Annotated in this window: 23 protein-coding genes; 8 read left to right on the top strand and 15 right to left on the bottom strand. The window is 37.8% G+C overall.

All coding sequences use genetic code 11. The features are described 5' to 3' along the window. The first annotated feature begins 64 nt into the window (after positions 1-64). On the top strand, positions 65-1204 hold the full coding sequence (gene thrC, locus AAV97_RS04240) for a threonine synthase (RefSeq protein ID WP_046759909.1): 1140 nt from the start codon (positions 65-67) through the stop codon (positions 1202-1204). A 223-nt stretch (positions 1205-1427) separates the two neighbouring features. Here thrC and pbpG read toward each other — a convergent pair whose 3' ends face one another. Continuing rightward, complete coding sequence (gene pbpG / locus AAV97_RS04235) at positions 1428-2480, bottom strand: D-alanyl-D-alanine endopeptidase PBP7/8 (protein WP_004826319.1); 1053 nt, start codon at positions 2478-2480, stop codon at positions 1428-1430. A 232-nt stretch (positions 2481-2712) separates the two neighbouring features. Here pbpG and AAV97_RS04230 point away from each other — a divergent pair, with 232 nt between their 5' ends. The 3 genes from AAV97_RS04230 to AAV97_RS04220 are packed head-to-tail and all read left to right on the top strand — an operon-like array spanning position 2713 to position 6386. Further along, positions 2713-3348 carry a response regulator gene (locus AAV97_RS04230; RefSeq protein WP_004718392.1) on the top strand — a complete coding sequence of 212 codons (636 nt, stop codon included), beginning with the start codon at positions 2713-2715 and terminating at the stop codon, positions 3346-3348. A gap of 36 nt (positions 3349-3384) precedes the next feature. Then, entirely contained in the window at positions 3385-4953 is a 1569-nt protein-coding gene (locus AAV97_RS04225; protein WP_009584451.1) for a sensor histidine kinase, read from the top strand. Positions 4954-4970: 17 nt separating this feature from the next. Then, a complete protein-coding gene (locus AAV97_RS04220; RefSeq protein WP_046759908.1) occupies positions 4971-6386 on the top strand; it encodes a sigma-54-dependent transcriptional regulator in 1416 nt (471 codons plus the stop codon). A 98-nt stretch (positions 6387-6484) separates the two neighbouring features. Here AAV97_RS04220 and AAV97_RS04215 read toward each other — a convergent pair whose 3' ends face one another. The 4 genes from AAV97_RS04215 to lptF form a co-directional block, all read right to left on the bottom strand. Beyond that, a complete protein-coding gene (locus tag AAV97_RS04215; RefSeq protein ID WP_046759907.1) occupies positions 6485-7657 on the bottom strand; it encodes a S41 family peptidase in 1173 nt (390 codons plus the stop codon). Between the two features lie 28 nt (positions 7658-7685). After that, complete coding sequence (gene gpmI, locus AAV97_RS04210) at positions 7686-9233, bottom strand: 2,3-bisphosphoglycerate-independent phosphoglycerate mutase (RefSeq protein ID WP_046759906.1); 1548 nt, start codon at positions 9231-9233, stop codon at positions 7686-7688. A gap of 151 nt (positions 9234-9384) precedes the next feature. Further along, positions 9385-10455, bottom strand: coding sequence for an LPS export ABC transporter permease LptG (gene lptG / locus AAV97_RS04205; protein WP_004826310.1), 1071 nt, complete (start codon positions 10453-10455; stop codon positions 9385-9387). Then, positions 10455-11555, bottom strand: a complete 1101-nt coding sequence (gene lptF, locus AAV97_RS04200) for an LPS export ABC transporter permease LptF (protein ID WP_010591214.1) — start codon at positions 11553-11555, stop codon at positions 10455-10457. Before lptF ends, lptG begins: the two co-directional genes overlap by 1 nt. Positions 11556-11699: 144 nt before the next feature. Here lptF and AAV97_RS04195 point away from each other — a divergent pair, with 144 nt between their 5' ends. The 4 genes from AAV97_RS04195 (at position 11700) to AAV97_RS04180 (ending at position 14613) form a co-directional block, all read left to right on the top strand. Next, complete coding sequence (locus tag AAV97_RS04195; RefSeq protein ID WP_046759905.1) at positions 11700-13148, top strand: leucyl aminopeptidase; 1449 nt, start codon at positions 11700-11702, stop codon at positions 13146-13148. Further along, positions 13141-13548 carry a DNA polymerase III subunit chi gene (locus AAV97_RS04190; RefSeq protein WP_046759904.1) on the top strand — a complete coding sequence of 136 codons (408 nt, stop codon included), beginning with the start codon at positions 13141-13143 and terminating at the stop codon, positions 13546-13548. The genes AAV97_RS04195 and AAV97_RS04190 overlap by 8 nt, the downstream gene beginning before the upstream one ends. Positions 13549-13578: 30 nt before the next feature. Continuing rightward, on the top strand, positions 13579-14202 hold the full coding sequence (locus AAV97_RS04185) for a hypothetical protein (RefSeq protein WP_005035326.1): 624 nt from the start codon (positions 13579-13581) through the stop codon (positions 14200-14202). A gap of 192 nt (positions 14203-14394) precedes the next feature. After that, complete coding sequence (locus AAV97_RS04180; protein WP_004826300.1) at positions 14395-14613, top strand: hypothetical protein; 219 nt, start codon at positions 14395-14397, stop codon at positions 14611-14613. Positions 14614-14961: 348 nt separating this feature from the next. On the opposite strand, the gene AAV97_RS04175 is transcribed toward AAV97_RS04180, so the two are convergent. From AAV97_RS04175 to AAV97_RS04130, 10 genes are all read right to left on the bottom strand, one after another. Then, positions 14962-16125 (bottom strand): hypothetical protein, encoded by a 1164-nt coding sequence (locus AAV97_RS04175; RefSeq protein ID WP_046759903.1) that lies wholly within the window; start codon positions 16123-16125, stop codon positions 14962-14964. Between the two features lie 333 nt (positions 16126-16458). Beyond that, complete coding sequence (gene pgsA, locus AAV97_RS04170; protein ID WP_004826293.1) at positions 16459-17046, bottom strand: CDP-diacylglycerol--glycerol-3-phosphate 3-phosphatidyltransferase; 588 nt, start codon at positions 17044-17046, stop codon at positions 16459-16461. A gap of 106 nt (positions 17047-17152) precedes the next feature. Then, entirely contained in the window at positions 17153-17947 is a 795-nt protein-coding gene (locus AAV97_RS04165; RefSeq protein WP_046759934.1) for a thioesterase family protein, read from the bottom strand. Between the two features lie 142 nt (positions 17948-18089). After that, positions 18090-19889 (bottom strand): excinuclease ABC subunit UvrC, encoded by a 1800-nt coding sequence (uvrC, locus tag AAV97_RS04160; protein ID WP_009584445.1) that lies wholly within the window; start codon positions 19887-19889, stop codon positions 18090-18092. Positions 19890-20049: 160 nt separating this feature from the next. After that, a complete protein-coding gene (locus tag AAV97_RS04155; RefSeq protein WP_046759902.1) occupies positions 20050-20979 on the bottom strand; it encodes a hypothetical protein in 930 nt (309 codons plus the stop codon). A 95-nt stretch (positions 20980-21074) separates the two neighbouring features. Continuing rightward, positions 21075-21635 (bottom strand): hypothetical protein, encoded by a 561-nt coding sequence (locus AAV97_RS04150; protein ID WP_228136510.1) that lies wholly within the window; start codon positions 21633-21635, stop codon positions 21075-21077. A gap of 331 nt (positions 21636-21966) precedes the next feature. Next, positions 21967-22386, bottom strand: coding sequence for a PH domain-containing protein (locus AAV97_RS04145; RefSeq protein ID WP_046759900.1), 420 nt, complete (start codon positions 22384-22386; stop codon positions 21967-21969). Between the two features lie 104 nt (positions 22387-22490). Next, a complete protein-coding gene (gene lpxO / locus AAV97_RS04140) occupies positions 22491-23435 on the bottom strand; it encodes a lipid A hydroxylase LpxO (protein ID WP_005035309.1) in 945 nt (314 codons plus the stop codon). A gap of 215 nt (positions 23436-23650) precedes the next feature. Beyond that, positions 23651-24511: a hypothetical protein gene (locus tag AAV97_RS04135; protein ID WP_228136509.1), complete on the bottom strand. Its 861-nt coding sequence runs from the start codon at positions 24509-24511 to the stop codon at positions 23651-23653. A gap of 38 nt (positions 24512-24549) precedes the next feature. Further along, a partial coding sequence (locus AAV97_RS04130) for an integrase core domain-containing protein (protein WP_046759898.1) occupies positions 24550-24777 on the bottom strand: 228 nt, incomplete at its 5' end.

Genomic DNA, 24777 nt, shown 5'->3' with positions numbered 1-24777 from the left:
TTTGATAAGAGGCTAGAGGCGAAAGAATACCTTTATTTGCTCTACATACAACTGGAACACCATCATGTCTAATGCCAATCGCTATACAGGACTTGTTGATCGCTATCGTGACCGCTTACCCGTATCGAAAACTACACGTGCTATCTCTTTAAATGAAGGGAACACGCCTCTCATTAAATTAGACAACATTCCACGTCTTATTGGCAAAAATGTTGAAATTTATGTGAAATACGAAGGTTTAAACCCAACGGGTTCATTTAAAGACCGCGGTATGACCATGGCTGTGACCAAAGCAGTTGAAGAAGGTTCTAAAGCGATTATTTGTGCATCTACAGGAAATACCTCAGCGGCGGCTGCTGCTTATGCTGCACGTGCAGGAATCAAAGCATTTGTCTTAATCCCAGAAGGCAAAATTGCCATGGGTAAAATGGCTCAGGCGATGATGTATGGCGCAATTACTATGCAGATTCGTGGTAACTTTGATGATGGTATGCGTCTAGTGAAAGAAGTTGCAGATAAAGCGCCTGTGACTATTGTGAACTCAATCAATCCATATCGTTTGCAAGGTCAAAAAACCATTGCTTATGAAATTGTAGAAGCACTTGGTCGCGCACCAGATTATCACTGCTTACCTGTAGGAAACGCTGGAAATATAACTGCACATTGGATGGGTTATACTGAGGCCGTTGCAAACCAGCCCGTTGAAGCATTTGAACAAGTGGTTTATGACCCTGAAACTGATCAGTTTACAGGTCCAAATCCTGAAGGTCGCCCTATCATGGTGGGCTATCAAGCTTCAGGTGCTGCGCCATTCCTACGTGGTGGTCCGGTTGAAAATCCAGAGACAGTTGCCACAGCAATCCGTATCGGTAATCCACAAAGCTTTAATCATGCAAAAGCAGTTGTACGTGATTCAAAGGGTTGGTTTGATGAGTTAACTGATGCTGAAATCTTAGAAGCGCAACGTTTACTTTCTATGTATGAAGGTGTATTCGTTGAACCAGCATCGGCTGCATCAATCGGTGGTGCTATCCGTGATATTAAAGCAGGTAAAATTGCGGAAGGTTCTGTGATTGTATGTACTGTGACTGGTAATGGCTTAAAAGACCCTGATACAGCCATTAAACAATGTGAAGATGCGGTTATGCTGTCGATTGATGCGACCTTGAACCAAGTTCGTGACTCAATTCTTTCAAATATGTAATAACGCCTTTGCAGCAAAAAAACCAGTTGTTCGCAACTGGTTTTTTTATGTCCAACATCAACAGTTACTTGAATCACTTGATCATCTTGGTTTTATTCTTATTCAGCATAAACTCATATTAAGATGAAGCGCATATCACTTAAAGGCATTTCTTTTTGATTTAAGTTTCTAACAACCACAAAAAAACTCTTCATATTGAAGAGTTTTTTTAAATCCCAAAAGCTTAAATACGTTTAGGTAAATTGCTTACCCAGTTCAACAAATTGGTTGCATCATTGGTACGTGCCTGAGAAGAACTTGCACCCAATAACACTACAACAGCTGGACGACTATTCACTGTAGTGTGCATCACTACACAACGTCCCGCTTCATTGATATATCCTGTTTTGGAAATATTGATATTCCATCCACCATTACGAACCAGTGCATTGGTATTATTTGACTTGAGGATACGATAGCCTAAATTGAAGTCATAATGCGCTGTGGTCGAGAATTGACGAATTAAGCCATACTGAGATGCCGCACTCACCAAAATGCCTAAATCACGCGCAGAAGACACATTATGAGGATCTAAACCTGTAGACTCGACATAACGTGTAGACGTCATACCTAATTGACGCGCTTTCGCGTTCATGGCTGCAATAAATGCTTGTCGCCCACCCGGATAGGTACGTGCTAAAGCTGCTGCAGCTGGATTTTCAGATTTCATCAACGCCACAAGTAACATTTCAGCACGATTCATGCTATCGCCAACTTTTAAAGTTGAGCTTGAGTTCTTACCACCTGCTCCAGCAAAATCAATTTGTTGAAGTGTAATCTCTTCTGACATATTCAAACGTGCGTCTGCTGTAATTACCGCAGTCATTAACTTGGTAATAGAAGCGATTGGCATCGAAGTATTGGTATTTTTACTGTAAAGCACTTCACCCGTTGTTGCATCCATCACGAGTGCAGCACGAGCATTAACTGAAGGTTGACTGTTATAACTATTGGTATCATAAATCTGCACAGACTTGTTAGTCAGTGTTGTTGGTGCAGCATTTGATGGACGAATTGTTGTGGTTAAAGTAGTTGAGCCTTTAGGTGAAATATCTTCACCATCATCATCAACAGAGTCGCCATTTAATAATTGGCTTGCGTCGGAAGATGACCAACTTACACTCGCTTGTCCGCTTCCCCCTGAATTCATGATGATTTCAGCAAAACTTGTTGAACTCAAACTGAGTAGTACTGACAAACTCAGCACATGCATTAACGTTTTTTTTGGTTTTTTCACGATAACTTACTCACCTCAGGGAGGTATTCACAAACTTGCTAATTACCTCAAATATGACTTACATTTACACTCAAACGTGACTATATTAAAACGAATATTTCAATCACAATGTATTGTGCGCAAATATTGAATAGATATTAGGAATAGGATTGCCAATTTTGTTATGTCATTGCAAGTCTTTTTTGCTTTATGTAACAAAAATGTTGATATTGGAAAATTTAAGGAGGTGTAAGTGATTACTGTTTTAGTGGTAGATGACCATGAATTAGTAAGAACAGGCATCTGCAGAATGTTAGAAGATCAGACTGATATTCAAGTCATCGGACAAGCAGAATCTGGTGAAGAAGCCATTACCATTGTAAGGCAGCAACACCCTAATGTCGTTCTTTTAGATGTCAATATGCCTGGTATTGGCGGTGTAGAAACGACCCGTCGTTTATTACAAACTGCTCCTGATACCAAAGTTTTAGCGGTAAGTGGTTTAGCTGAGGAACCCTACCCGTCTCTGTTACTCAAAGCAGGCGCACGGGGTTATATCACCAAAGGTGCACCCATTACAGAAATGGTCCGTGCAATCAAAAAAGTCATGCAAGGTGGAAAATACTTTAGCGCAGATATTGCAGAGCAACTTGCCAGCTCATATTTATCAGATACCCAAACTTCACCCTTCGACGCACTTTCAGAACGAGAAATGCAAGTTGCGATGATGGTGGTGAATTGTGTCAGCGCTCAAGAAATTTCAGACAAACTCTTTGTGAGTGTAAAAACGGTCAATACTTATCGTTACCGTATCTTTGAAAAACTGGGTCTCGATAGTGATGTCAAACTTACTCATCTAGCCATACGTTATGGTCTGATTAAGCCATAAATCTTATAAAACAATGATCTACCTTTGAGTGTGAGTATGTCGTCTACGGTATCTGTGCCTATTTATCAAACAATTTACCGTCTAGGCACACTTTACTCAGGTTATCGACTGATTATTGCCTTTTGTTTAATCATTATTTTTCTGATTACCTTAGAAAATCAGCCTGTTCACTACGAATACCCAAGTTTATATTTTTATTCGATTGCGACCTTTACCATCATTGCAGCATTGCAAATGATGCTGTTGAAATTTTACCCTCATGGCGTTGCACAGCAGTTTATTGGCTTTTTTATTGTTGATATTCCATTCCTGAGTATCTTGGTATTTGCGCTGAATGGTCCAAATTTAGCCATCAGTATTTTATTTGTGATTGCAGTCTTTACTGCAAATTTTTTATTGAGTAAAAACAAAGCATTATTTATTACCTTAGTGTCTGTCATTGCCATTATCTATCAGCAATTTCTGGGCAGTTATTTTGATTTTTCTAATTTAAATAATATTAGTAATAGTGCCTTATTGGCTTTCTTGTTTTTTATGGTGTACGGAATCGGGCAAATTGCAATCAACCGTTTTCAGGTTCTTGAGTCCTTAAATACGTACCAATCTTTAGAGCTTTTTAAGCTACAAAATATCAACCGCTATATTTTAGAACAAATCGAAGTCGGTTATTTGGTACTCGATGAAAAATGTAAAATTATTGTCAGTAATCCTGCCGCATGTTCACTATTAGGAATATCACCCCTGTATGCACATGAACAATATCATTTATCCAATTTCCAGCCTGATCTCTATGAAATTCTAAAAGATGCGATGTTTCGAGATGGTGAGCGTTTTCAATTTGAATCACAGCAATCCTCATTTACCGTTGATATTCGGGTACAAAAACTGATTGTTCCACATCAGGCGCTCACCCTTCTTGTACTTGAAGATGCACAAAAAATAAATCAAAAGGTACAACAGCTTAAACTTGCAGCATTGGGACAATTATCAGCAAGTATTGCTCATGAAATTCGTAATCCACTCGCTGCCATTGCGCAGGCAAATGATCTTTTTCTGATGAGTGATGAACAGCAGCAAGCATTACTCCATCAAATGATTACCAAGCAGACTGTCCGTATTAACAGTATTATCAAAGATACTTTAGATATGGCAAAAAACAAAAAAACCCATGCCAGTCAAATCGACTTACCACTATTTTTAGAAGATTTATTGTTACACGATTTAAGTGATGCTCAAGCTAAAATCCAAACTGAAATTGAAGCAGATCTTGTGATTTATTTTGATGATTCTCAATTAAGGCAAGTACTTGTCAATCTATTACGTAATGCATTACGCCATAATGATCAAAATGCGGAATACGTTTTGGTCAAGGCGTTTAAAAATGACGCACATATTTGTATAGATGTGATTGATTATGGGAAAGGCGTCACAAAACAAGATCTTTCACAATTATTTCAGCCATTTTTTAGTACCGAAATCAATGGAACTGGTTTAGGATTGTACCTATCGCAAACTATATGCGAAGCAAATCAAGCGAAATTAATTTACGTTGAGCAAAAACAACAAGGGGCATGCTTTCGTATCGAATGCCCACGCATGGATTAGATTAGGTTTTTGGGGATATGACTACACGACAACCATTGGTGTTACTTGTAGATGATGAACAAGATTTATGTATGTTGATGCAAATGAGCCTATCGCGAATGGGCATCAAAACACATATGGCACATCATTTACAGCAAGCCAAATATTTTTTTAGTGAATATAAATATGATGCCTGTATTACAGATTTAAACTTGCCTGATGGGAGTGGTTTAGATTTAGTCAAACATGTATCGCAACATTATCCAAAAACGCCAATCGCTGTACTCACAGCATATGGCAATATGGAAATCGCAATTGCATCACTTAAAGCTGGGGCTTTTGATTTCGTTAGCAAACCAATCAATCAACTACATTTACAGCAACTTTTACAAAAAGCTTTACATGTTCCTCAGTTGAGTGAAACTGTAACTAAAGCCCCACTCGAAGAGTCCATGCTCATTGGTGACTCGCAAATCATTCGTAAATTAAGAGAATCGATTAAAAAAATTGCCCGTTCACAAGCACCTGTTTTTATTACTGGGGAGTCTGGTACAGGGAAAGAAGTGGTTGCGAATCTTATTCATTTACTCAGTAACCGCAGTGATAGTCCATTTATTGCAATCAACTGCGGGGCTATCTCTGAAGAACTGATGGAAAGTGAGCTTTTCGGACATAAGAAAGGCTGTTTCTCTGGCGCAACGCAAGATAAACAAGGCTTGGTTCAGGCTGCCAATGGAGGCACATTGTTCTTGGATGAAGTCGCAGAACTGTCTTTAGCCATGCAGGCTAAACTTTTACGTGCTGTTCAGGAAAAGAAAATCCGTCCTTTGGGTAGCGATACTGAAATAGAAGTTGATTTTCGAATCATCAGTGCAACGCATCAAAATATCGAAGTTCTGGTTGAACAAGGGAAGTTCCGCCATGACTTGTTTTTTAGAATTCATGTTATGGATATTACACTCCCGCCATTACGTGATCGCGAACGTGACATCTTGATTTTAGCCAATCATTTTATTCAACAAATTTGTACTGAATGGCGAATTCCGAGCAAATCATTCACAGATGCAGCTAAAGCATTTCTTTTACAGCAACATTATTCTGGTAATGTTCGTGAACTGCGCAATATTATTGAAAAAGCCATCACGATGTGTGATGAGGATTCTATCGATATTCAACAACTCCAACCTGCGCCACAACGTAGCAGTATTAACAAAATTGAATCCTTTGAATCTGTTCCGACCAACCATACGGCGATTGAACTTCCAAACAAAGCACCGAATATTCCGAAAGAAGGCTTGGAACAATATTTGGAAAATGTTGAAAAAGAAGTCTTGTTATCTGCATTAAATCAAACCCATTGGAATCGGACCTTAGCTGCGAAAAAACTCGGCATGACCTTTCGATCTTTACGTTATCGTTTGAAAAAGTTTGGGCTAGATACTGATGATGAATAGAATCTGCTGATATTGATCTCGAACGATAATAAATTTTGTTCATAATCAAAAAAAGCTGAGCATCAAATACTCAGCTTTTTTATGTCATTCACATTCGATCAGCGATGTTTTAATAATTGGTCTGCAACATTATTTAAATAAGTTTCTTCTTTTTGATCCAATGCCCAAGGATATTCCCAATTCGGACGAATCCCCTGCCCATCAATCATATTGCCATTCGGGGTATAATAATGCGAAACAGTCATCTGTAAAGCTGCACCATTTGGCAACGGAAATAGCTTCTGTACCACACCTTTGCCATAGCTTTTCTCACCTGCCACCCATGCACGTTGATGTTCTTTCATGGCAGCAGTAAATACTTCAGCTGCTGAAGCAGAACGACCATTAATCAAAATACCCAATTTAATATTTGAAAATTCATCACCGGGTAGAGCTTGAAACTGTTGATTTCCTTCGGAACGACTTTTGGTTGAAACAATAATTCCCTGATTTAAAAATAAATCGGCTGTTTCAACCGCCGCAGAAAGTAAGCCACCCGGATTATTACGCAGGTCGAATAAAACTGCCTTGGTTTTTTGAGTGCTATATTCTTCAATTAATCGTTTAATTTCGTTCGCAGTATCTTGTTGAAAAACTTTAACTTTAAGCACCAAAACCTGATTATGCAACATCACAGGTTCAATATCAGCAACATCAAGCTTACGATTTCTGACTACTGTGATTGCAGGGCTTTTCTCATTCAGTTGTAATTGAAAGGTAGAGCCGATCGAACCATGCAACAAATCTTCGACTTGTTCAGCATTTAAATTTTTCAACTCTTGATTTTCAATTTTAAAAATGGTGAATCCATTTTTTAAACCTAATTTAAATGAATCAGCATTGTCTCGTAGATTCTGAATTTTCCACTGATGAATATGGCTATCAAAGCCCAATTCAAAGTCTGCTGTTGCAAGATCACTCTCGGTATATTGCATCAGTTGTTTATATTCTTCAGGGCTTAAATAACGCGAATAACGATCTAAGCCACCGACCAAGCCTTTAATAGCTTGCAGGAACAGTACATCATCCGGCTTTTCTTGAACATAGTTGTCTTTGACAATGCCATAGATCTGAACAAATTGTTCAATTGATTCAATTGGCACTTCTGCAATACTTTCTTCAACATCACCATCAAAATCAAGTGCGGCAGCATTTTCTACTGCCCAAACGGAATGGCTTCCACAAGTTAATAATCCTGTTAATACAACAATATACTTCCAAGCTTGAACCATTCCCGCACCTAAATTTGAATAATGATATTTAGACTTTTAATGTAATTAAATTGCGACCTTGCATTTCTTTCGGTACAGGAAGCTGCATTAAAGTTAAGATTGTTGGAGCGACATCTGCAAGCACGCCATCTTCTGCAATTGTTGCTGAAGTCGGACCAACATAAATAAATGGTACAAGTTCTGTGGTATGTTGAGTATGCACCTGACCACTTACATAGTCTTGCATTTGCTCAACATTACCATGATCGGCAGTAATCAACATATGTCCATGTTTTGCCATAACAGCGTCATATAAACGCCCCAAACTTACATCAACTGCTTCAACTGCTTTGACTGCCGCATCAAATACACCTGTATGCCCGACCATATCACCATTTGCATAGTTCACGACCAGAAGATCAAACTCACCTGAGTTAATCGCCTCGACAAGTTTGTCAGTGACTTCAGGTGCGCTCATCTCAGGTTGTAAATCATAAGTCGCGACTTTAGGTGACGGGATTAAAATGCGCTTTTCCCCAGGGTATTCATCTTCACGTCCACCACTAAAGAAGAATGTCACATGGGCATATTTTTCTGTTTCCGCAATACGCAATTGCGTTTTACCTAAAGATGAAAGGTACTCACCAATTGAATTTTTTAATTCTTCTGGCATATAAGCCACAGGCGCATCAATAGTTGCTTGATAGCGAGTCAACATGACAAACTTTGACAGTTGAGGAACCACTTTACGCTCAAATCCAGCAAAATCTTTTTCTACAAAAGCTTTGGTGATTTCACGGGCACGATCCGCTCGGAAGTTCATAAAGACAATGCTATCACCATCTTGAACTTTGACGATGTCGCCAATACGGGTTGCTTTTACAAACTCATCATTTTCATTTGCTGCATAGGCCTGTTCTAAACCTTCAGTTGCTGAATCAACAACACGCAAAGCTTCACCTTCAGTCATTAAGCGATAGGCTTGCTCTACACGGTCCCAGCGATTATCACGATCCATTGCAAAGTAACGACCAATCATTGTCGCAATACGACCTTGTTGAGGGTACTGTGCGAAGACTGCATCCAATTTTTCCAAAGAAGGTTTTGCACTGCGTGGAGGAGTATCACGACCATCCAGAAAGGCATGTAAATAAACTTTTGCACCACGTTTTAAAGCCAGCTCACACATTGCAATAATATGATCTTGATGTGAATGTACACCACCTTCTGACAACAAGCCCATAATATGGACAGCGCCATTTGCCGCTTTGGCTTTTTCTACAGCATCAATCAATACTTCATGTTCAAAAAAAGCACCAGTACGAATGTCTTTGGTAATACGAGTGAAGTCTTGGTATAACACACGACCTGCACCCAAGTTCATATGCCCCACTTCTGAGTTGCCCATTTGCCCATCAGGCAAACCAACGTCTTCACCTGAACCTGAAATTAAACTATGCGGATGCTTTTCTTGCATCATGGTTAGATTTGGCGTCTTGGCTGCTAAAAACGCATTATCTTCGACCGCTTCACGATGACCCACACCATCCATAATCACCAGAACGTGAGGGATTTTGCCAGCAGTTGCATCCGTCATGATTTACACTCTTTTTACTGTTTACAAATTAATCATCATATCTTACCGTTTTTTTACGGTAGACTCTATCCTTAGACAATGGCAATAACTGTTTGCCACGATCTAAAATTCTTATCTCATTCGCTGTAGTTGATTGCTATATACCGATTTCTTATCGAGCCCGATACAATAAGTAGCTCCCTATACCAAACATAAATACGATCGGTAAAAAAACAAACCATGCGGGTGATGGAGCATAAATCAGACTGGCATAACCTAAAAAGTCCTGCACATAATAGAATGCCAAGCCCACAAATAAGGCAATCACCAAACGGAATCCCATAGATTGCTGACGCAATGGTCCAAAAATAAATGAACAAGCAATCAAAACCAGTGCCAGCAAGGCAAAAGGTGAACCTACATTTTTCCAGAATGCCAATAAATAGGTTTTCGGTACTTGACTATATTCATGCATATAATCCATAAAACTTAACAACTGACTTGGTGCTAAATCTTCTGGATCAATCGTCACCATATGGACATACTTAGGTTGTAGCGCAAGAGCTAGATTTTGCTGATTTTGATCAACCACTTGTGCTTGACCATTGGCAAGTAAATTGACTTGGGCCGTCTGTTTTAAATTCCATTGCCCTTCTTTTAAAAATTGACCTTCTTCAGAATTGAGCAAAGATTTCATTCGATAATTTTCATCGAAATCCACCACCTGAACTTGTTTCAACGTGCCTTGTGAATTGGCATAATCAATATAAATAAACCGTTGTCCTTCGCGTGTCCAATAGCCTTTTACTTCACCCAATGCTGCAACGCTACGGTGACTTTTAATGCTTTTGGCTTGCTCATTGGTATAAGGAATCACAAATTCACTCAAAGCAAAAGAAAGAATCACCAAAAGCATTGCAGAACGCATTACCCATCCAACAATGCGCCATAAGCTAATGCCTGCAGCACGCATGACAATTAACTCACTATTTGATGCCATAGAGCCTAAACCCAAAACGGCACCAATCAAAGCTGCAATAGGAAGGATTTCATAGAGATAACGAGGTGCCCCCCACAAAACATACTGCAATGCATTCCACGCTGTATAATTGTCTTTTAAGCTACTGAGCTCACCTAAATAGGTAAATAAAATTTGCAAAATGGAAAGCACAGCTGTTGCGCCTACCATAGCGAGTACTGTGGTCTTGGTCACATGTTTTGCGACAATTCTACGTGCTAACATTATGATTTCACTCGCTGTATTTGCTTCTTAATCTTCGGTGCCAACTTCTGCTTTCTTGAAAATAAAGCAGCGGCAATCGCATAGAACAAGAGTATTGCAGGATATGCCCAAATCCCAACTTCATCTTTACTGATCCTTGTTCTAATCGCCATCAACGCCACAATCAAACTGGCGAAAATCAATAAGGCTGGGAAGAGTTTAAGATAGCGACCTTGACGTGGACTGACTTCACACAAAGCCGTTGCTAACATTAAAGCTACAATCATTGAGAATGGCACAAATAACCGCCATCCCAATTCACTTTGTATGACTGGGTCATCTTTATTCTCAAGTAATTTGCCAAAACCGAGTGCTTCAACCTCATCACTTTCAAACTTTGCTTCTTTATTATTCTCTAAACGTAAACGGTAGGTTTGAAATTCAGTTTGACTATATTTCGGTGTACCTGGATAAATTTCATAGCGTCGCCCCAGAACCAAGTCCACAACACTTGCAGTTTCATTCGCCATTTCCACACGGGTCGCTTCTTTCGCCAAAATCATGACATCAGGCTTACCTTCTTTCTCTGCACGCTGATAAAAGAAAATATCTTTAAGATTTTTTCGATCTTCAGACAGAGAACCAGCATAGATGGTATATGCACCCGATGAAATAAATTCTCTGGGTCGAACTAAATCAAAACCAGTTCGTACAGCTTGGGTAGAAACCAATTGCCCATACTGACGAAGTCCCCAAGGTGAAATCCAGATCATTAACGCACTTTGTACAAGCAAATAAACAATGGTTAATGGAATTAATAATCGAGCAACCTGAATACGACTGATTCCACTCCCATTGAGCACGGCCATTTCATGGTCAACATATAAACGACCAAAAACCAACATCAGCCCAATAAAGAAACCCAAAGGAAGGATTAAGGTCAAGAACTCAGGTAAACGAAATCCAATAATACTCAATAGAATACTTGGGTCTACACGCCCCATTGCAGCACGACCAAATTGCTTAATCAATTGCCCACCCATCATGATGAGTGTCAATAATGCAACCACCACTAAGGAGGTCGAAACGACTTGTTTGACAAGGTAGCGTCGAATAATCAAATTAATCTTCCAAATAAGGGTAGTATCATGACGTAGCGCTAGTTTACCCGAAGTTAAAATTATAAAACTAGATTGAAATTCTACCATTTGAAGTGGTTCAATGGTTTAATGATTTGAAATGTACAACAGGCACAAAGACAACATATGAAACTTACGATTAACACGTCATTTTCAGCGTCTACATCTCGCCAGGCGTTATTTATTCTGGTGGATTCTGAAAACTTACAACAGGTTCAAGAAACATATAAAATCAATGACTTAAACGCATTGATTGATAGCATTCAATATAAAGCAAGCTTAAATGAAACTTTACCACTGATCGGAAAGCTAACTCAAGTTGCGCAATGTACCTTAATTGGTTTAGATAAAGCATCTGATGTCAAAGTTGCAAAATTAGCAAAAATCGCACAAACCATTATCAAAGCGTCACAAAAAAAATTCCAACAAGTCAGTATTGATATTTCTGCGCTCCCTTCAGAGTTGCACTATTTATTTGCATTAAGCCTCACTCAAGCCGCTTATGGTTACGATGAGTATAAATCTAAAAAGAATGAATTCAGCTTAGAAAGTATTGAATTTATTGCGACACAATCAGATTTAAATAGCGAAAAACTGCATTTGATCTCTGCTGTGCAAAAGGGTCAAAACTTTACCCGTGACTTGGGCAATTGCCCACCAAATATTTGCTTTCCAGAATATTTAGCAGAACAAGCCCGTGCTTTAGCCGCTGAATTTCCTGATTTGCTAAAAGTAACTGTACTCGAAGAACAGCAATTGGCTGATTTAGGCATGAACGCTTTTCTCGCTGTCAGCAAAGGTTCTGACCGACCTGGACGTGTGATTACACTCGAATATAAGGCAGATATAGACCAAGCACCAATTGTATTGGTTGGTAAAGGTGTTACTTTTGATACAGGCGGTATTTCACTGAAACCAGGCTTAGGCATGGATGAGATGAAATTTGATATGTGTGGTTCAGCATCGGTATTGGGTACTATCCGTGCCCTATGTGAAGCAAAACTACCGATTCATGTGGTCGGTGCAATTGCTGCCGCTGAAAACATGCCATCAGGTCATGCAACCCGCCCTGGCGATATTGTCACCACCATGAGTGGACAAACTGTTGAAATTTTAAATACTGATGCAGAAGGTCGTTTGGTGCTTTGCGATACGTTAACCTATATCAAGCGTTTCAATCCTGCGCTGGTTATTGATATTGCAACATTAACAGGTGCTTGTGTGGTTGCACTAGGTTCTGTTGTATCGGGCTTATTTACACCTGATGATGAACTCGCAGAAGAAATTACGGCAGCAGGACACGCATCATTTGACCGTGTATGGCGCATGCCAGTTTATGAGGACTATCAAGAGCAACTTGACTCCCCATTTGCGGATATTGCCAATATCGGTGGTCCAAAAGCAGGCGCAGTCACCGCAGCGTGTTTCTTGGAACGCTTTACTCGTGACTACCGTTGGGCGCACTTGGATATTGCAGGTACAGCATGGAACTCTGGCGCAAATAAAGGCGCTACTGGTCGTCCAGTACCATTACTCATGCAATTCATTGCCAATCGTGTAAAAACAAATGGCTAAAATTAGCTTTTACTTGTTTGAAAAAAGCCCTGAACGACAAGTTGAAAGTGCTTGTCGTTTATGTCGTAAAATTCTACGAAATGCAGCTAAAATTTGGCTGCATTGTCCTGATGTGAATATGCAACAACAACTGGATGAATATTTGTGGTCTTTTGATCCCACTAGTTTTTTGGCACATGGTATTGATCAAGTCGATGCACCGATCTGTATTTCATCCAAACTTCCCGAATCATCTGAATGGATTGTGTTTAATTTTAACAGTCAAGCACTTGAACAAGTGACACAATTTAGTCACATTATAGAAATTATCGAAAATGATGAGTCTGCTAAGCAAGTTGGTCGAGAGAAATACAAAGCCTATCGACACATGGGTACTCAGCCTCAAACCTATAAGTTATAAATTTTAAACATTTTCCCAAGGAGATATGCGGTGACATTAAATGTCGGTCAAGATTTTAAAAAGCGTTGGTTAGACACGCCTGAGGCTGTACGCCAAACTTTTGTAGATGACCTCAATCGCATCTGTGATCTTCTCAGCCCAAAAACGGATGTACAACAGTGGTTAAGCAACGACCAACGTGAAATGCAAGTTGCTCAACTCAAAGTAGAACAAGCTTATGCTGACTTAAAAGCTCAATTGATCGAAGAAGCCCGTGTTCGTAAACAATTAGCACTAGAGAAAGCTTTAGCTGAAAAACGTGCACAACAAGATGCTTATAATTTAGAACTACAAAAAGATGAAACTCAGCAATATGAACAACAAACACTAAACTTACAAAATTTACGTCAGCAAATTGATCTTGAAATTTCAATTTATAGTGAAAAATATACCAAGAATCCTGATACACCAGCGATCGACTATGCCAATGGTCAATTTGCTGTTGCAGATGCACAGATCACCTCGGAGCTAGAAAGTGTCCGTCTTCGTCTTGAATTAGAAGCTGAAACATTGATTGAACAAGCGGTAGATGCCTTTCGCAGTAAACTTCAAACAGCAGCAAAAGATGAAATAGAATATATTTTAGCAAATTCCAATTTCTCAGCAGAAAAATAGAAAAGCTTATCTATTTTATATCTAAAGCCTTTTTGACTTGTCACGAAAATGCAATATCTTTGTCACAAAATAGTCATGCTAGATAGCCTTGATAAATGATCTTGTAACAATTAGGGCAAAATAAATGATGTGATAAATACTATTTTTATATGCTATAGCAAAGTATTTATCACCTTAATCAGGATGAATAAAATGGATCTGCTCAAGCAAATTTCGACCCGAATTGCTCAACTGCGTTCAGGAGAAAAATGGACCCTGTCTATACAAGATTTATTCATTAGTCGTGCAGATTTTCAATCACTGTCGGTATTTCTTTGTCGAGAATCAGAGAAAGGCAGTTTTTCACTCAAAAATACTGATCAAACCAAATCACGATTTGGTCATACATCACTCACCATTATCAAAAATTAATGTATGCGGTATTGATAAAAGAAACGTCAAGCCTGAGTCAAAATCAACAGCTCATCCTTAGGACTTTTTAATGAAGCATCACCTAGATGAAGCCCTAAGTTACTTAAGCTTTAGCGGCAAAGTTTGGCAATAAAAGTTTGATATGATTCAACAATAGATTGATTGTATTGATCAAGAGACATTATATTTTATTGCAGGTATTTTTAAGCAGATTCACCATATGTAATGAGAGCACTTTCAAGTTGGTCAAGCTGAATCACATTTAAAAACATTGCTAAGCTGAATTCAAAAAAACGCTCCATAAAGAAAACGCTCAATGACGTTTTCTTTACTTCAAAAATGACAATATCATCCACAAATAATCTTTGAAATTAGCTTAGCTTCAATTCTAAGATGCTCATTTTGATCTGCATCAAGTTCAATTAAATATTTTCCATTGGAATAAAAAATAGTGTCATCTTTTAAAGCGAAGCTCATTACCCCTCGCTTTAATGTCGTCATTTCACCCGTGGGTGACATTTTAACCAACTCCCAAGACTTTGGAATCATGCCAGGGTATTTTTCTCCAGACTTCTGATTACGCTCTAAATTTTGTTGAGCTTTGATCAGATTACCTTCAACAAATAATTCTTCTTCTGACTTTTGTTGAGACTTGGCAGGATTATTCCCTGATGTTGTTTTTAAAGATTCCCCTGTATAACGCTGTGTAAAAAAATCTAACCAGCCCACAATTGCCCGAATAATTTTAAATGGTGCAAAAATAATATCTTTTATTGTGGTCACTGGCGAATGATGACTACCATCACGTGAATAAGGTCTTTTAATAAAATATAAATTTCCTAAACTATCCATTTTAGGTTTAAAGAAATCAAATTTCGGGTCCGAAGCAACCGTTTGTAACTCACCTGTCCCCATATCTAAATGGTAGATTTCCTTTGGACTATAAGCAATTCGATGCTCGCCATAAGCTAGACCACAAGAGTCATAATAAAGTTGCATAGTATCTTGTGGATCAAAACATGGATTTGAGTCCTGACAGTCGCCTTCTGTTAAATACTGTGTCCGATTCGCGTCTAAAGGTAAAATACAAATATGGCGCTCATAACCATTTGAATTGACAGAGAGTGCTAATCGTTTTTTCGCTTCATCATATGCCATGTCCTGAACCACAAAATCATTTTTTCTGAGTATTAAACCCTCTGTTTCTTGCAAGTCATTGAGAGATTTAATATTAATTGATGTTCCTTCTTGTAAGCATGCGGTATAAATCATTTTATGATCCGATGTTAAGACCACATCGGTTGGAAAAATATGATTTAAATCAACTTGATCATCTTGTGAAAAATTTCCCGTAAACTGAGCACCAGTCCCTTTGGTTTTCCACTCTTTACGCTGCTGAATCTCAACTAGATTTTTCTTATATTGGTCAATCGCTTGGCAAGGTACGGTTATACTTTTATTTCCATCCAATAAATATAAATTTTGATTTGATAAATAAAACAATGATGACATAAATATTCCTTTGTTCTACTGATGACGATGTAGTTAACGAGAACGTCACAACAGTATTTTTTCTAATCTTGTTCTTCAGCAATATAGCATAAGATCACAGTCAATCTTATATTTTAGTCTTGGTACACAGCAAATAATTTAAAATCAAATACTTAACAGTTTTTTAAACAAATTAGCTATATGTTGCAAGTTTTCTTGAATGGTATAAGTTCTAATCACGAGTAACGACAAAAGCTAAGGGAAAGTAAATTATTTTATGTTTGAATGATGTCGTAATGGTGAAATACATTAATTTCCCATTACGACCACAAGTTAAACAACAACTTTTGTTCCTTAAGGTTGCTTCAAATAAGGCCACGCTGCTTTGAGATAAATAAACATCGACCATAACGTCAAAATGACTGCTGTATACAGTAATGCATAAGCTAACATTTCAAGAGGTTGCCAATTTAACAGAAATACCGTGATCGCAATCATTTGAAATGCTGTTTTATATTTACCTACAGTCGATACCGCAACATTGGTACGTGCACCTAATTCAGCCATCCACTCACGCAATGCTGAAACAGTAATTTCTCGGGAAATAATTACAATTGCGGCAAACGCCATTGCGATCGTAGGTTGCCATTGCACCAATACAATTAAAGCTGCTGCAACCATCAATTTATCTGCAACGGGATCTAAAAAACGCCCAAATGCTGAGGTTTGGTTCAAGGTTCGAGCCAAATAGCCATCAAACCAGTCCGTCACAGCAGCAATCACAAAAATTGCAGTTAAAATAATATGTCGTGTCATGCCACCAGTATGCCCACCTACTCCAATTGCAGGTGGCCAATAGGCGATGATTAAAAAAACTGGAATTAACGCAATCCGAGCAAGCGTCAAGATATTTGGAATATTCAGGATACGACCTGTAGTCATAGACACCGCCAGTGAGTCCCCTATTTACCCAATTTAATGGTAAATAATCATGTAGAGTAAAGCTCTATTTCATTCATACTTTATACGATTCACATAAAACTGTCGACTAGGCAAATACAGTAACTGTCTGTCTTGCAATCGCAATGAGGCGATTTTGCTCGTCCCATAAGTAGGCATGCTCTGTTGCATAGCCATGTTCAGCAAAGTCTGTGATCACTTGATATTTAAACCAATCATTCAACTGATTGTTAAGTGGATGAACCAAGGTGACATGCCAAGTGAGTGAACTGGCAGGCGCGGGCATTTTAAACATCGGCAAGACTCCCGGTGGCCAAACATCCATCAGCGTCAATAGATCTGCAATATGCATTTCACGATTACTGTGTAGATCAGGGTCAAAACGACAACGCCCAGCAAAATCAGGTTGCTTACTGCCTGTCATGGGATAATTACCCTCGGTCCATCCCAATTGAAAATTCTTTACACATTCAGGAAAAGGTAAATACTTCGGCACAATACTCATTTGATCAAGTGATGGAAAATCAGGCACTTGTGGCTCTCTTGCGGCCTGAATTTTTGAATCGCGCTGACTTCCAAAACTGGCAATAAGAATACTTTGCACAGCTTCATTTTGCCAAAGTCGAACCTCAATTGTTGTCACAGACTTGCCTTGACGAAGAATTTCAGCAGTTAATTTAACCTGTGCTTCTTCAACTGGACCCACAAATGTAATGCTACAGCTAAGCAGCTTTTTCCCAGTATCAGCAATGGTGGTGATGGCTTTATGAATCAACATACCAGCGACAAGACCGCCAAAAATTGTACGTCCTTGTAACCATCCTTGAGGAATATCAATCCATTGCTTTTGCTCAATCTGCTGAAACAGCGATTCTAATGACATGATCTGTCCAATTTTATGACCTTTGCTGTACTGTTCCATATTTAAAGCAAGATGAAAATGATCAATGACTCATGCGTCAATGGTCGTTTTGGCAAATGTACCTTATCCCTGATAACAATGTATTACGGATAACAGGGGCCGTTTACTCATGCAAAACTTTATAAATCATACGTGCCATGACATCACCAAGACCCGGAACATTTTTTAAATCATGTTCTGAAGCTTTGAGTACACCTTGAATACCACCAAAATGGGTAAGTAAATCACGGCGGCGTTTTGGTCCTAAACCAGGAATTGCTTCAAGCACTGAACCACCTCGACGTTTATCACGCTTAGCGCGATGTTTGGTGATGGCAAAACGATGCGCTTCATCGCGGACTTGTTGAATCAAATGCAGGGCTTTATGGTCTTCTGGGAGTTGTATTTTTGTACCATCGGTAAAATGTAAGGTTTCTAAACCCGGTTTACGCCCCTCACCTTTAGAGACTCCAACCATAAACGCTTCTAAGCCCAACTCTTGCATTACTTCCATCGCCATATGTAACTGACCTTTACCCCCATCGATCAGCAATAAATCGGGCAACATGGCTTTTTTATAACGTCGAGTCAATGCTTGACGCATCGCAGCATAATCATCACCACCTGTAATGTCTTCGATGGAGAATTGTCGATAATCGCGCTTACGTGCCCCACCTGCATCGAACACCACACATGAAGCAATCGTTGCCTCACCCATCGTGTGGGAAATATCAAAACATTCAATACTGTCAATTGGGCGACCACACACTTGCTCAAGCTGATAAAAACGCTCATTTAGCTCTAAATGGTTGGCAAGTTTACCTTTGATGGCATGCTGTACATTCATTTCAGCCAACTCCAGCCATTCAGCACGAGTTTCTCGAACATTGTGTTTAATCTGAATTTTCTTTTCGAATTGTTGATGCAATGCTGCTTCTAATTCTTTCCGATCAGAAACCTCAACATTCACAATCAATTCAGCAGGGACTTCATCTGCCACTTGGAAATAGAAATTGGCAATAAAATCTGCCAACATTTGCCCCAGATCATCACCAAGCATATCTGGAAAATAACTTTTTCCACCCAGCATTTTGCCATTACGCACATGCATGATCTGTACACAGGTCACTCCTGCCTGATAGGCAATTGCCAAGATATCAGCCTCGCCTTTCACTTTATAAATGGCTTGTTGTGCCTGAACATCTCTAAGTAAAGCCATACGATCACGATAAAATACTGCTTTTTCAAATTCCAGATTTTCGGCAGCTTGTTCCATTTTTTGAATCAACTCCTGATTCAACTCTTTGGTATCACCATTGAGAAAGCGAATCGAGTTCTGAACGTCTTCATGGTAGGCCTCTGGGCTAATCAGTCCAACACAAGGTGCAGTACAACGTTTGATTTGATATTGTAGACAAGGGCGTTTGCGCTGTGAAAAATAGCTATTTTCACACTGACGTACATTAAATAATTTCTGTAAAACGAGCAGGGTATCTCGCGCATTATATGCGCTGGGATAAGGTCCAAAAAACTTACCCACTTGGTGTTTCCCTTTACCTCGTCCTGAGGCAATACGCGGGTAAGGCTTATCTGCGGATACAAAGATATAAACATATGACTTATCATCACGCAGCATAATGTTATATGGTGGACGATGCAGCTTGATTAGATTTTGCTCAAGCAACAATGCTTCTGTTTCAGAACGAACCACCAAGGTTTCAATATTATAGATTCGTGCAACCAATGCTTGAGTTTTGGGATGTTCAATGGTTTTGACAAAATAACTTGATACACGATTTTTTAGATTTTTGGCTTTTCCCACATATAACAATTCGCCATCTTTTCCCAGCATTTTATACACACCAGGTAAGGTGGTCATATGGGCTAAAATCTTTTCAATATTTGCACGTGCGTTTTCGTTCACAATAGACTTTTTAACTTTGGACTATAGATGGATGATGTAGTTAGATCATCCATTTTTCAAGTCTCTCAATGATTCTATTTTAAATATTATTAATTTCACTTTTACCTAATAATTCACTTTTTATGAAATTATTTTTCAAAAATAAGATTTTATTTACCAACTAATCATCCGAATAAAATATAGCCCAAGAATCCCATATTCCTAATTTTCTTAATTCAGTAAGGACATCTAGTTTGAACATCGCAGCTTTAAATGCAGTTTCATTCATATAGTCACAAGTTAGTTTATTTGGATCAATTATAAACTTTTCATTTAATCGATGATAAAAACCCCAATAAACCTTACCATCAATATCAAGCTTTATATTTGCTCTTTCAGGTTCATTCATATCTGTTTCAAACTCAATCCAACTTGCCTTGTTCCACTGACCAGACCGTTGAATTTGAGATTCCTCTGAAACATGTCGAATAACCTTCTCAGGATAAAACTCAATATACTCCTGATTTGCTTGAGCTGTTTGTTTTTGCCAACAAACTGATCCTTCAGGAAATACCTCAGACTGACTATATCCTATTCCTATAATCGCTGCGAAAATTTCAGCATTCGGACTTTTTCTAATCACATGCATTGGGTTATTTTGATCAGTTTCAATAGATTTGCCTGAAACATCAATTTTTTTATAATTCCAAGATAAGATTAGCGACTTAGGCGCTAAATAATTAATCATTGTATATTGAAGATTACCCTCATTAAAATTGGCTTGTTCTCCTATTAGAAACTGATAGTTTTCTAATTGAGGAGGCATAATTGTAGAAATGTTTTCCTGAGTGATGATATTTTGCAATACTTCTGTTCTAAAAATAGGTCTATCACTATAGTTAACAAGAAAATTTCTATTCGAATCAAAACTATAAGTCTTGTAATTTGTATAAATTGCAGAGAATATCAACAAAGATGTAAGATCATATTCACCACTAAAAGTATCTATAGCATATATTTTAGAAGGAGGTTGATAACCAGATGAATTATCTGATCCACCACAAGAAGTTAATATCAAGCTAATAATACCGATTACAAACCCTTTTCTCATTGTTAAAAATCCTTTTATTTATTTTTTAGTATTATTAATCAATAATAACATCAACTACAACTAAAATATTAGAAATTAAAATTTTTATCTTTGATTTAATCATTAATATTAGATGCACTAGTCACCTCGCTCATTCGTTCTTCATCATATAATTTTGTTTGTGGATAAGGGCGATCGACATAGATTGGCGGAGCGGAAAAACAGCCTCTAAACAGCCATTGTTTTGGATCAAAACGTTCCTTTTCAAGTGTATACCAGTCTTCACTGGTGTAATCTTTATCAGGATAGTAGTCAGAATTCACTGTATATTGCGCGATTTGATCCTTTTTACAATGTATTGAAGCACGTGCAGAATCTACTTTATATTCACCCTGACCATCTAGAATATAAACAGGTGAAATATCTTGATCTTGTGAAAGTTCAATTAAAAACTCATAATCTGAGTCAACCTTAATCGCCTTAGCCCAAACATCAGCAATATAAACCGGCTGTTGAAAACGTGCTTGCTCAAGCCCTGAAAGCGTTAAATAACGATAACGACCACCATCGTCATGCGCATTATATGCATTGATTAATGTTCCTTGAGGAAATACAAAACCATCATAAACATAATCCACTGGCAATATAAAACGTTTACGTTTTTCTTTATTTTCCATCGATACATTGACCTCATCACTTACTCGTTCTGACAGAAAAAACAGATAGATATTCCAGATATTGAAAACCGCAAAGAATACTAAAAAACATTTTACTTTCAGTGACAAAAAATGCTGATTTGGAACCTTATTGATAAATTTTTGAATGAAATAGTTCAGTCCCAAGACAACCAAGATGATGCATGAAATCCATCCTAATATTGGGCAGATAAATAATAAAAAGAATTGTAGAAAGCTAAAAGTACCAATGGGGATCATTATTGTTCTCGATGGTTCATGTATAACACTTGAGCCAAGTTTTCTGATGACTACACAAGCGTTGATTCAATCACTATTTGATAAGTTGTTGTTTCTCTACAGCCTCAATAAAAGCTTGGTGATTTCTTGGAGAAATCAGAACCTGCTTAATTTCACCATCTTTACTATATTCAATTTTTAACCGATCTAAAGATAAAGCAGGTGATGCAATCGAATGATGAGTAGGTGTGATCTTTTGAATGCTTGCCAATGGAATATGCCATTTTAAAAATAAGCAAGAAATACTCAATGTTCCGTCTTGAATCCTATAGCGAGTATTGAATGCAGGCCACCAAATCACAGCAATCGTGAGAATATAAACTATTGTATGCTCAGGATATTCAACCATTGTTCCTTTGGCATACATCGTAAACAGCAATTGAACCAGTAAACCTGTCATTGCAATTAAGAAACCTAAGACCCACCAATCAATTTTAGTATGAAATTTTTGCATCACGTTCTTTATCATTTGTTTTACAAAATAATATTCTAGCTGAAATATGATCATTGAATCATTTATTTATACAATAAAAAAACGCCCAAAATGGGCGCTTTAAATCAGATTAGCTTTTGAATAAAAGCAATAATCTGCGGCATATAAGGACGAATAAAAATCAGGAAGAAAATACCCAACATCAAGAACCATTTTAAAAAATAGTACAATGAGCGATTGGATTTTTTCAGCGCTTTCGCCTTGATACGAATTTGATAAACATAACCAAAAACTTTATTTAAACCGCCAGTTTGGTCGCCTGCTTCGTTTGGAGAGCTGGCAGCCGTCATAACTTTTTTACCAAACCAATGGTTAAAGCGCTCCATTAACTTGGTTTTTAAAGGACGTTCAACATCAGCAAAGAAAATAATACGATTTTGATCCGTGGTATTTTCGGCATAGTGAATATAAGTTTCATCAAAAACCACACTTTCACCATCACGCCAAGAATAACGTTGACCATCTACGTCAATAAAGCAGCGGTCATCATTCGGCGTAATCAATCCCAAATGATAACGCAAAGAACCTGCATAAGGATCACGATGACGAACAAGACGACTATCAGGTGCAAGTTCAGTAAACATTGCTGCCTTGATGGTCGGCAAAGTTTTCAATAAAGCCGTTGTTTTTGGGCAAAGTTCCGCAGCAGATGGATGGGCAGAATCATACCATTTCAGATAAAAACGCTTCCAACCTGTTTTAAAGAACGAGTTAAAACCCAAGTCATCATATGTACTTGAAGCTTTAATTCCACCTTTAGCATATAAAGCTTGCGCTTCATCGCGAATCATTTCCCAGTTTTCATCCAATACTTTTAAATCTTTAAAATATTGCGTGTCAATATACGGCTGATTCGGCACTTTTGAAAACATATACATGAGAAAGTTAATCGGTGCGAGTATCGTTGAATGATCAAAAAATTGACGATAAAACGAATGTCGTACTTTACCGCGATTTTGGATATACAAAGCAGAAATCACAAAAATCGCCAATATGATCCATTTAATCATATAGCACTCTTTTTTAAAAAATCGGGATGTTCTACAACATTGTGAACATTAGAATTAGGTAGCCTAACTTTTATTATATCAAATCTAAAAATCAAAAAAACTAAAACCAAGTAATCAACTGTTTTTATTATATTTATTTTAAAAAACTCCAATGTACAATAATTTTTATACATTGGAGTTTGGATTTATGTACTTAATTACGCTTACCTATTAATTTAATTCCAATCAATCAATTTCAATGAACTTAAAGTAGAAGCAGCTGTTGAATTATAAACCGTACAACCATTTTTTAATCTTTCAATATTCAATTTTGGTATTCTTTCTTTATCTGTCGTGGTTCTACCTAATAGATTTTCCCACTGTCTAATTTCTTTACCATTGGTCCATTCGATACGACTGTTGTACTCGGCTAAATATGTTTTATTTTGATATTTTACTGCAACAGCATCTTCGTCTCCAATGCCGAGTTCAATTTCATAAATCGTTGTCCAAGGAATCCCTTGCCAATTACCACTTTCGTAGCGATAACTCAAACCTAAAGGTTTGTAATGTTCATTTAAATAATCTACATAGCCAATATTATCTTGATTGAAGTCTTCAAAATCCTGATTAAATTCTTGGTTAGTCTCAAAGCTAAAATAATCTTGGTTATTCTTAGTTGAGATAATTCGATAACAATTGCTGCCTTTTGGAAAGTTTTCTTTACCATATGAAGCTAACAATTTTCGTGCTTCTCCATAATTGTTTTCATTGTCAAAGCCTAAGCTACGGTAACCAGGTAAAACCGTATCAAAAATATTTCTGCCAGAAATATCTACTTTTTCGAGCTTAATATCTGTTTTTACATCACCAATTAATGTTGATGTCCATGATGTGGTCGAATTCAATATGACTTTGTTAGTTGCAATATCTCGTGGTGTGTATAGCTTATTTGCTGTAAGAATATATTCATCCAAACTTGTATTTGATTGAAGGTTCTTAAACTGCTTATTAAAAACTTCGTAATACTCCATCGTTAAATTATCTGAGTCATCATTAAGCTCATAGTCGACAAAATAATATGGTAATACTCCCATTTTTAATTGATTTAATAAGTAGAAAGGCAAAGTCCTTATCATTGTTTAAATTTAGGTGGTTTACCATTAACTGACATATGTGGTCGTTCATGATTATAAAAGTGTTGCCATATCGTTGTATAGTCTTCAACTTCTTCAAGCTCTCGAAATAAATATTGATTCAAACATTCATATCTAACCGTCCTGTTGAAGCGTTCTACATAAGCATTCTGTTGTGGATGACCTGGTTGAGTAAACACATGCTCAATTCCATGTTGAGTACACCA

The sequence above is a fragment of the Acinetobacter sp. Ag2 genome (assembly GCF_001005515.1).
Taxonomy (GTDB): domain Bacteria; phylum Pseudomonadota; class Gammaproteobacteria; order Pseudomonadales; family Moraxellaceae; genus Acinetobacter; species Acinetobacter bereziniae.
This window is presented reverse-complemented; position numbering and strand designations above follow the sequence as displayed.

Coding starts and splice junctions, on each gene's coding strand:
- thrC (WP_046759909.1), top strand. CDS start 65: ATGTCTAATGCCAATCGCTATACAGGACTTGTTGATCGCTATCGTGAC.
- AAV97_RS04225 (WP_009584451.1), top strand. CDS start 3,385: ATGTCGTCTACGGTATCTGTGCCTATTTATCAAACAATTTACCGTCTA.
- AAV97_RS04220 (WP_046759908.1), top strand. CDS start 4,971: ATGACTACACGACAACCATTGGTGTTACTTGTAGATGATGAACAAGAT.
- AAV97_RS04215 (WP_046759907.1), bottom strand. CDS start 7,657: ATGGTTCAAGCTTGGAAGTATATTGTTGTATTAACAGGATTATTAACT.
- gpmI (WP_046759906.1), bottom strand. CDS start 9,233: ATGACGGATGCAACTGCTGGCAAAATCCCTCACGTTCTGGTGATTATG.
- lptG (WP_004826310.1), bottom strand. CDS start 10,455: ATGTTAGCACGTAGAATTGTCGCAAAACATGTGACCAAGACCACAGTA.
- AAV97_RS04195 (WP_046759905.1), top strand. CDS start 11,700: ATGAAACTTACGATTAACACGTCATTTTCAGCGTCTACATCTCGCCAG.
- AAV97_RS04190 (WP_046759904.1), top strand. CDS start 13,141: ATGGCTAAAATTAGCTTTTACTTGTTTGAAAAAAGCCCTGAACGACAA.
- AAV97_RS04180 (WP_004826300.1), top strand. CDS start 14,395: ATGGATCTGCTCAAGCAAATTTCGACCCGAATTGCTCAACTGCGTTCA.
- AAV97_RS04175 (WP_046759903.1), bottom strand. CDS start 16,125: ATGTCATCATTGTTTTATTTATCAAATCAAAATTTATATTTATTGGAT.
- pgsA (WP_004826293.1), bottom strand. CDS start 17,046: ATGACTACAGGTCGTATCCTGAATATTCCAAATATCTTGACGCTTGCT.
- AAV97_RS04165 (WP_046759934.1), bottom strand. CDS start 17,947: ATGTCATTAGAATCGCTGTTTCAGCAGATTGAGCAAAAGCAATGGATT.
- AAV97_RS04155 (WP_046759902.1), bottom strand. CDS start 20,979: ATGAGAAAAGGGTTTGTAATCGGTATTATTAGCTTGATATTAACTTCT.
- AAV97_RS04150 (WP_228136510.1), bottom strand. CDS start 21,635: ATGGAAAATAAAGAAAAACGTAAACGTTTTATATTGCCAGTGGATTAT.
- AAV97_RS04145 (WP_046759900.1), bottom strand. CDS start 22,386: ATGCAAAAATTTCATACTAAAATTGATTGGTGGGTCTTAGGTTTCTTA.
- lpxO (WP_005035309.1), bottom strand. CDS start 23,435: ATGATTAAATGGATCATATTGGCGATTTTTGTGATTTCTGCTTTGTAT.
- AAV97_RS04135 (WP_228136509.1), bottom strand. CDS start 24,511: ATGGGAGTATTACCATATTATTTTGTCGACTATGAGCTTAATGATGAC.